Raw genomic sequence first — 7,089 nt, 5'->3', positions numbered from 1 at the left:
GAAACCATTGGAAAAGCGAGTAGAGAGAGCGGGAAAAAGCTCCTTATACAAAGAAATATATTTTTGCCAGGTAAACCTTACCAATATTTTAACAAAATTCCTCGGCTTTATTGTTTATTACAAATATATTCCCTACTTTTGCACCTCGAAATAATTAACAAATTTTTTAACATTATGAACAATTACGAAACTGTTTTCATTTTAACTCCCGTTCTATCTGAAGCTCAGGTGGAGGAAGCAGTGAACAAGTATGTAGATCTTATCAAAGAAAAGAACTGCGAAATCGTTGCTAAAGAAAACTGGGGATTAAAAAAATTAGCTTACCCGATCCAATTGAAAAAGAACGGATTTTACACTTTAATTGAATTTAAAGGTGAAGGTTCTGTAGTAGCTGATCTAGAATTAGCATTCAAGCGTGACGAGAGAGTAATCCGTTACCTTACTACAAAACTAGACAAACATGCTGTTGACTACGCTGTAACTAGAAGAGCAAAAGTAAAAGCAGCTAAAGCTTAATTATTAACCCTATTTTTTAAAAAGACAAGACATGGCAATAGACGAAATGGCTAAACAAGCCTCAGCTGGAGGAGAATCTGAAGTAAAATTCCTTACTCCGCTTGATATCAATACAAAATCTGAAAAGAAATATTGTAGATTCAAAAAATACGGAATTAAGCACGTTGATTACAAAGATGCTGATTTCTTATTACAGTTCGTAAACGAACAAGGTAAAATCTTACCAAGAAGATACACTGGAACTTCTTTAAAATACCAAAGAAAAGTTTCTGCTGCAATCAAAAGAGCAAGACACCTTGCGTTACTACCATACGTAGCTGACTTATTGAAATAAAAAAAATTGCAATTAGCCATTAGCATTAGCTTTTGGCTTTTTGTTGCTGAATAAATAATTAATTCTAACTTGATTTTAGATAATAGATTTAAGGTTTGAGACAAAATGTCTAACATCTGATTTCTAAATTCTAACATCTAAAAAAGGACAACAACAATGGACATTATCCTAAAAAAAGACGTAGAAAATTTAGGTCTTGAATTCGACACCGTAAGCGTAAAGCCAGGTTATGCTAGAAACTTCTTAATTCCTCAGGGATACGCACTTTTAGCAACTCCTAAAAATAAAGCAGCTCTTGAAGCTACTTTGGAAGCTAGAAAAGAAGAAGAAGCTAAGTTAATCGCTGCTGCAAACGCTGTAGTTGAACAATTGAAAAAAACTTCTATTACTATTCCTGCAAAAGTAGGTTCTGGTGATAAATTATTCGGATCTATCAACAATGCAGATCTTTCTGCAGCTCTTGGAAAAGCAGGAGTTTCTGTAGAGAAGAAATACATCAAAATCCCAGGAAATACAATCAAGAGAACTGGTAAAGTAACGGCTAACATCAGACTACACAGAAATGTAGAATACAATTTCGAATTCGATATCGTATCTGATGCTCCGGTAGAAGCTGCTCCTGCTAAAAAAGAAGAAGCAAAATCTGAAGAAGCTTAATCTACAATACTTGTATAATACAAAACCACTTCAATTTGAAGTGGTTTTTGTTTTGCTTAATAAATAAAATTCGCGAGTTAAGTTTATGACTTTGGAACCCATTCCTTAAAAAACTCTTTTACTTTTTCAAGGCTGTACCCTTTACCTTCTTCCAACACGTCACTCTGCTGAACATGGATCATTTTGCCGTTTTTATCCAGAATAATGAACACAGGATAACCGAATTTTTCGCCGGGATTTCCATAGGCTTCAAAAACTTTTTCGTTTTTGTTGTCAGGGGAATAATTGAGGTGATAATATTCATAGCTCTTATCAACAATTGATTTCAGCTCCGGTGTTGTTTGTACAAACTGGTTGAATCTGAGGCACCAGATACACCAATTTCCGCCAGCTTGGATCATTATATTCTTTTTCTCTTTTTTTGCTTTAGCAATAAGGTTCTGAATATCTTTTTCAGCATCAGCTTTCGGATCATATGGCTTTGGTAATTTAGCCTTTTCTTCCGCAGCTTTCTTTTTAGCATCCAGTTCAGACTGATCTGGCTTTACCAACAATGACTTTTCATCATTTTTTCTTTCGTCTGCCGGCTTAATATTTTGAGAAAAGGCAAAAAAACTTAATCCCAAAAAACCTATTAGTGATAATTTTTTCATATTGTAAAATTAAAAAAATATGAGTATTTGCATGCAAAAATACAACCATATTTTTATTATCCGTAAATTTGCCTGTTTTATGAATTTTCTGATAAAAATATTAAACTTGATTTCCAAGCTTCCTCTGAAAATATTGTATGTTTTTTCAGATATTATGTTCTTTCTGAATTATTATTTGGTAGGCTATCGGAAAAATGTAATTACTAAAAATCTTAAAAACTCCTTTCCCGAAAAATCTGAACAGGAAATAAAAGAAATAAGAAAAAAATTCTACCGTAATTTTTCCGATTATCTGGTAGAAACCATTAAATCTTTTGGTATTTCAGAAACGGAATCAAGAGTAAGGATGCAGCATATTAACCAGGAAGTTTTCCATGAAGCAAAACAAGAAGGGAAAAACATCATCTTATTGGCAGGGCATGTATTCAATTGGGAATGGATTAATGCTTTGGCGAAAATAATTCCGCAGGACCACTGCCATCCCGTGTATAGAAAAGTAAACAGTGATTTCTGGGAAAATCAGATGAAAAATGTCCGAAATAAATTCGGCAATGAGGCGCTTGAAGCAAAAGAAGTAATCCTTAATATTGTACGGTCCAGGAACGACGGAAGCTCAGCCTACATGTTTGTGGCGGACCAGACTCCACATTTTGCTCATATCACCTATGGCTTGGAATTTCTTAATCAGAGAACTCCTGTTTTTACAGGCTACGACAGACTGGCAACAAAAATGGATCTTGCCTTCATTTATTGTGAGATGAAGAAGGTGAAACGCGGGTTCTATCAGGTCAATTACCACAGAATCTATCCGGATGGAGAAAAATTTGTTGAACATGAAGTAGTAAAAAAATTCCATAAATTACTGGAAAATACAATTAATAAACGTCCCGACAATTATCTCTGGTCTCATAGAAAGTGGAAATATCAGGATTCTATCAAAAATTTTGATTCTGAAAAAATTTAGTAACGAATGTCAAAAAAATTAGCGGTTGTCATATTAAACTGGAACGGAAAATCATGGCTGGAAAAATTTCTTCCGGACGTAGTTCGTTTCTCTCCTCAATCAGATATTTATGTGATCGACAATCTTTCAACAGATAATTCTATTGCTTTTTTACTGAACCATTTTCCAGAAGTAAAAGTTATTAAAAACGATAAAAATTACGGTTTCGCAGGCGGATATAATGAAGGTTTGAAGCATATCAAGAACGAAATATACTGCCTTCTGAATTCTGATGTTGAAGTGACTGAAAACTGGACAGGTCCTGCGATTGAATTGCTGGAAAAAAATCCCGATATAGCAGCGGTACAGCCGAAAATCTTGTCATACGACAGAAAAAATTATTTTGAATTCGCAGGTGCCGCAGGTGGACTGATTGATAATTTGGGATATCCATATTGCAGAGGAAGAGTTTTTGATGACATTGAGGAAGATCACGGACAATATAATGATGAAGCTGAAATTTTCTGGGCTTCGGGATGCTGCTTATTTATCCGCTCAAAAGATTTTTGGGAACAAAACGGTTTTGATGAACGCTTTTTTGCCCATCAGGAAGAAATTGATCTCTGCTGGAGATTAATTAATTCAGGAAAAAAGATTTTTTATACCGGAAAATCTGAAGTTTTTCACGTTGGTGGCGGAACATTGAATAAGCAAAGTGCAAAAAAAACGTTCCTTAATATGAGGAATAACCTTTTAATGCTTTTGAAAAATTTGCCGTTTCCACAGTTAATTGTCGTAATATTTTCAAGGCTTTGTCTTGACGGATTCGCTGCTTTATATTTTGGTTACAAATACGGAATCTCTCATTTTTGGGCAGTAGGAAGAGCGCATTTTGCTTTTTATACTTATATTCCCGGAACATGGAAAAAACGGCAGAAGAATCAGAAACATCAATTTTATCAATCTAAATGGTTGATTTTTAAACATTTTTTGAAATGAAAACAACTCCACTAGTCTTATTATTTTTACTTTTCTTTCAGCAGTCATTTTCGCAGAAAAATGCATGGTCTGCTATTGATAAAAGTTACAGCATTAAAACAATATCAGAAAAAAGTACGGAAATTTTAAAAGATACAGATCCTGTAAATGTTAAGATTTTTTCATTTCGTGATATTGTTGATAATCTCGATCCTGAAAAAGAAAAACCGGCATCCGAGAAGAATTTGTCTTTTAAAGATATCCGTGATAAAGTTGATAAAAAAGGTAAAGTTAATTTCAAAAGAAACTCTGTTTATCTGGTAAGGCTTAAAGAAGGCCTTAATGGCGGAAGGTTCCGGATTACCATCAATAAAAATGCTGACAAAAACGCGGTAGAAAATTTAAATCAATACCTCAGCGAAAAAATTACGCACGGAAGCATTTTAAAAGAGACCATTGATACACCGGAAAGTAAAAATATGACTACGGGATTTATTATTACGGTAAGTGATAAGGATGGCGTTGATATTAATAGTTTAAAACAAAAATACAGCAATATTATTAGTGATATCACCAAGGTTGCCACGAACAAAAGTACACTCTTTTTTAAAATAACAACTTAGAAATTATGGATTTTTGTGCAATAGATTTTGAGACCGCTACGCACGAGAGAAATTCTGCATGTGAACTGGGAGTTTGTATCGTACAGGATTCAAAAATTATCGAAACCAGGACATGGCTCATTAAACCGCCGAGTTTCCCTTATTTTAATCCTTTTAATGTCGACGTACACGGAATTGTGGCAGACGACGTAAAAGACGCTCCTACTTTCGATGAAATCTGGTATGAAGTGGAAGAAATGATGTACGGAACTTTAATGATTGCACACAACGCAGGTTTTGACGCCGGTGTATTACGCGGTTGCCTGAATCATTACGGAATATTTACTCCAAAGCTGAATTATTTATGCAGCATTCAGCTAGCCAAAAAATCATGGAATTATTTACCAAGGTACGGACTGAAACATTTGGCAGAATATCATCAGTTAAGCTTTAACCATCATAGAGCGGGCGATGATGCAGAGGTGTGTGCAAAAATATCTTTACTGGCTTTTGAAAAGCTGTTTTTAAGCAGTAATGAGGAAATAAGTGATGTTATGAAATTAAAAATAAAAAAACTTTAATTTTTTTTTTCTATAGGCAACATGCAAATTCCAGAATAAGGAATAATTCCGTATTTGGGAATTTTAATTGCTTAAAACTTCTGATAACAAATTAAATTTCGGAATATCAATTTCAAAATTTTCCTGGGTTTCCATATTTCTTACGAGGTACTTTCCACTCATATTTCCGACTCCGGAACGAAGCATTACATTGGAAAAATAGGCAAAATTTTCACTGACAGCAATTTCGGGTGTTAAGCCTATAACACCGTCTCCGATGATTTCCGTATAGCCGAATCCCACATCGAAAATCAGCCATTTTCGCTTTAAAATCTTTATCGGAAAGCTTCCGTCATTTTCGATCGTTATGTTATACTTGAAAACATATCTGTTTTCAGATGGATAACTGTTTTTGCTATCATATTCAGGTATTACTGAAACTTTGATATTGGAGGTCATTTTGGAGAACATCATCTTGGTATTTTCTTAAAATATACAAAAATCTCGCCCTTTTTGGGCGAGATTGAAATTTATATCTTATAATTTGTTTTTATACTTATAAGCCCAGGCCTTTTCTTTCGTCCCCGTTCATTAAAATTCCTACCGGATTGTCAATGGCTTCTTTTACCGCAACCAGGAATCCAACAGACTCTTTTCCGTCGATAATTCTGTGGTCGTAAGACATTGCTACATACATCATTGGGCGGATAACCACCTGCCCGTCAACAGCTACCGGTCTTTGAATGATATTGTGCATTCCAAGAATTGCAGATTGCGGAGGATTAATAATCGGTGTTGACATCATAGAACCGAATGTACCACCATTGGTAATGGTAAAAGTACCCCCTGTCATTTCGTCAACTGTAATCTTCCCGTCTCTTACTTTTGTAGCAAGATCTTTGATATTCGCCTCAACACTGGCAAAAGACATGTTTTCCGCATTTCTCAATACAGGAACCATTAATCCTTTAGGACCTGAAACGGCAATTGAAATATCGCAGAAATCATAATTTACTTTGAAATCTCCGTCGATGGATGCATTAACGTCCGGGTACATTTGCAATGCTCTTGTAACCGCTTTTGTGAAGAAAGACATGAAACCAAGTCCAACGCCGTGTCTCTGAGCAAATTCTTCTTTATATAATTTTCTTAATCTAAAGATTTCGGACATGTCAACTTCATTAAATGTTGTTAGCATCGCCGTCTCGTTCTTCACAGAAACTAATCTCTGTGCTATTTTTCTTCTAAGAACTGAAAGTTTTGTAGTAGTGGTAGATCTTGAACCTGTAGCGGTAACCGGATTTCCTCCCAATGCAGGAACAGCAGCAAGTTCAGCATCTGATTTTGTAATTCTTCCATCTCTTCCGCTTCCTGAAACCTGTGCAGCGTCCATTCCTTTTTCATCAAGGATTTTTTTAGCTGCAGGAGACGGAGCGCCCGTTGCATAGGTTTGTGTTGCAGCAGGTTGAGCAACAGGTTGTTGAACCGGTACTTCCTGTTTAGCAGGCTCAGCAGCTTTTGGAGCTTCTTCCTGTTTTGGAGCTTCAGCAGCAGGAGCAGCACTTCCTGAAGGTTTTGCAGCATCCATATCGATTAAGCAAACCACTTGTCCTACCTGTACCACATCCCCTTCTTCAGCTTTTAAAGTAATTACACCGCTTTCTTCAGCAGGCAATTCCAGCGTTGCTTTGTCTGAATCTACCTCCGCGATGGGTTGATCTTTCTCTACATAATCACCATCTTTTACAAGCCAGGTTGCAATTTCAACTTCTGTAATTGATTCGCCCGGTGAAGGAACTTTCATTTCTAAAACTGACATATCGTATTTTTTATTTTTTTATTTATT

General features: G+C 35.5%; 10 protein-coding genes. 7 read left to right on the top strand and 3 right to left on the bottom strand.

The annotated features are described in order from the left end of the window. Positions 1 to 174: 174 nt before the first annotated feature. From rpsF to rplI, 3 genes are all read left to right on the top strand, one after another. Positions 175 to 516, top strand: a complete 342-nt coding sequence (gene rpsF, locus U9K52_RS17580) for a 30S ribosomal protein S6 (RefSeq protein WP_066434819.1) — start codon at positions 175 to 177, stop codon at positions 514 to 516. Positions 517 to 547: 31 nt separating this feature from the next. After that, a complete protein-coding gene (gene rpsR / locus U9K52_RS17575) occupies positions 548 to 850 on the top strand; it encodes a 30S ribosomal protein S18 (protein WP_002979091.1) in 303 nt (100 codons plus the stop codon). A gap of 156 nt (positions 851 to 1,006) precedes the next feature. Further along, positions 1,007 to 1,507, top strand: coding sequence for a 50S ribosomal protein L9 (gene rplI / locus U9K52_RS17570; protein WP_169230733.1), 501 nt, complete (start codon positions 1,007 to 1,009; stop codon positions 1,505 to 1,507). An 83-nt stretch (positions 1,508 to 1,590) separates the two neighbouring features. Here the strand turns inward: rplI and U9K52_RS17565 are convergent, their stop codons facing one another. Beyond that, positions 1,591 to 2,160: a thioredoxin family protein gene (locus U9K52_RS17565; RefSeq protein ID WP_322927563.1), complete on the bottom strand. Its 570-nt coding sequence runs from the start codon at positions 2,158 to 2,160 to the stop codon at positions 1,591 to 1,593. 79 nt (positions 2,161 to 2,239) lie between these two features. Between U9K52_RS17565 and U9K52_RS17560 the strand changes: the two genes are divergently transcribed. The 4 genes from U9K52_RS17560 to U9K52_RS17545 are packed head-to-tail and all read left to right on the top strand — an operon-like array spanning position 2,240 to position 5,264. Further along, complete coding sequence (locus U9K52_RS17560; protein WP_248393653.1) at positions 2,240 to 3,124, top strand: lysophospholipid acyltransferase family protein; 885 nt, start codon at positions 2,240 to 2,242, stop codon at positions 3,122 to 3,124. Positions 3,125 to 3,130: 6 nt separating this feature from the next. After that, a complete protein-coding gene (locus U9K52_RS17555) occupies positions 3,131 to 4,102 on the top strand; it encodes a glycosyltransferase family 2 protein (RefSeq protein WP_322927562.1) in 972 nt (323 codons plus the stop codon). Then, positions 4,099 to 4,704, top strand: coding sequence for a hypothetical protein (locus U9K52_RS17550; RefSeq protein WP_322927561.1), 606 nt, complete (start codon positions 4,099 to 4,101; stop codon positions 4,702 to 4,704). Before U9K52_RS17555 ends, U9K52_RS17550 begins: the two co-directional genes overlap by 4 nt. Before the next feature lie 5 nt (positions 4,705 to 4,709). Beyond that, positions 4,710 to 5,264: a 3'-5' exonuclease gene (locus tag U9K52_RS17545; protein ID WP_248393656.1), complete on the top strand. Its 555-nt coding sequence runs from the start codon at positions 4,710 to 4,712 to the stop codon at positions 5,262 to 5,264. A gap of 63 nt (positions 5,265 to 5,327) precedes the next feature. On the opposite strand, the gene apaG is transcribed toward U9K52_RS17545, so the two are convergent. Together apaG and odhB are read right to left on the bottom strand one after the other, a co-directional pair. After that, positions 5,328 to 5,717: a Co2+/Mg2+ efflux protein ApaG gene (gene apaG / locus U9K52_RS17540; RefSeq protein WP_248393657.1), complete on the bottom strand. Its 390-nt coding sequence runs from the start codon at positions 5,715 to 5,717 to the stop codon at positions 5,328 to 5,330. An 82-nt stretch (positions 5,718 to 5,799) separates the two neighbouring features. After that, positions 5,800 to 7,062, bottom strand: a complete 1,263-nt coding sequence (gene odhB / locus U9K52_RS17535) for a 2-oxoglutarate dehydrogenase complex dihydrolipoyllysine-residue succinyltransferase (protein ID WP_263602964.1) — start codon at positions 7,060 to 7,062, stop codon at positions 5,800 to 5,802. Between the last annotated feature and the right edge of the window lie 27 nt (positions 7,063 to 7,089).

Source organism: Chryseobacterium sp. MHB01, assembly GCF_034651565.1.
Classification (GTDB): Bacteria; Bacteroidota; Bacteroidia; order Flavobacteriales; family Weeksellaceae; genus Chryseobacterium; species Chryseobacterium nepalense.
This window is presented reverse-complemented; position numbering and strand designations above follow the sequence as displayed.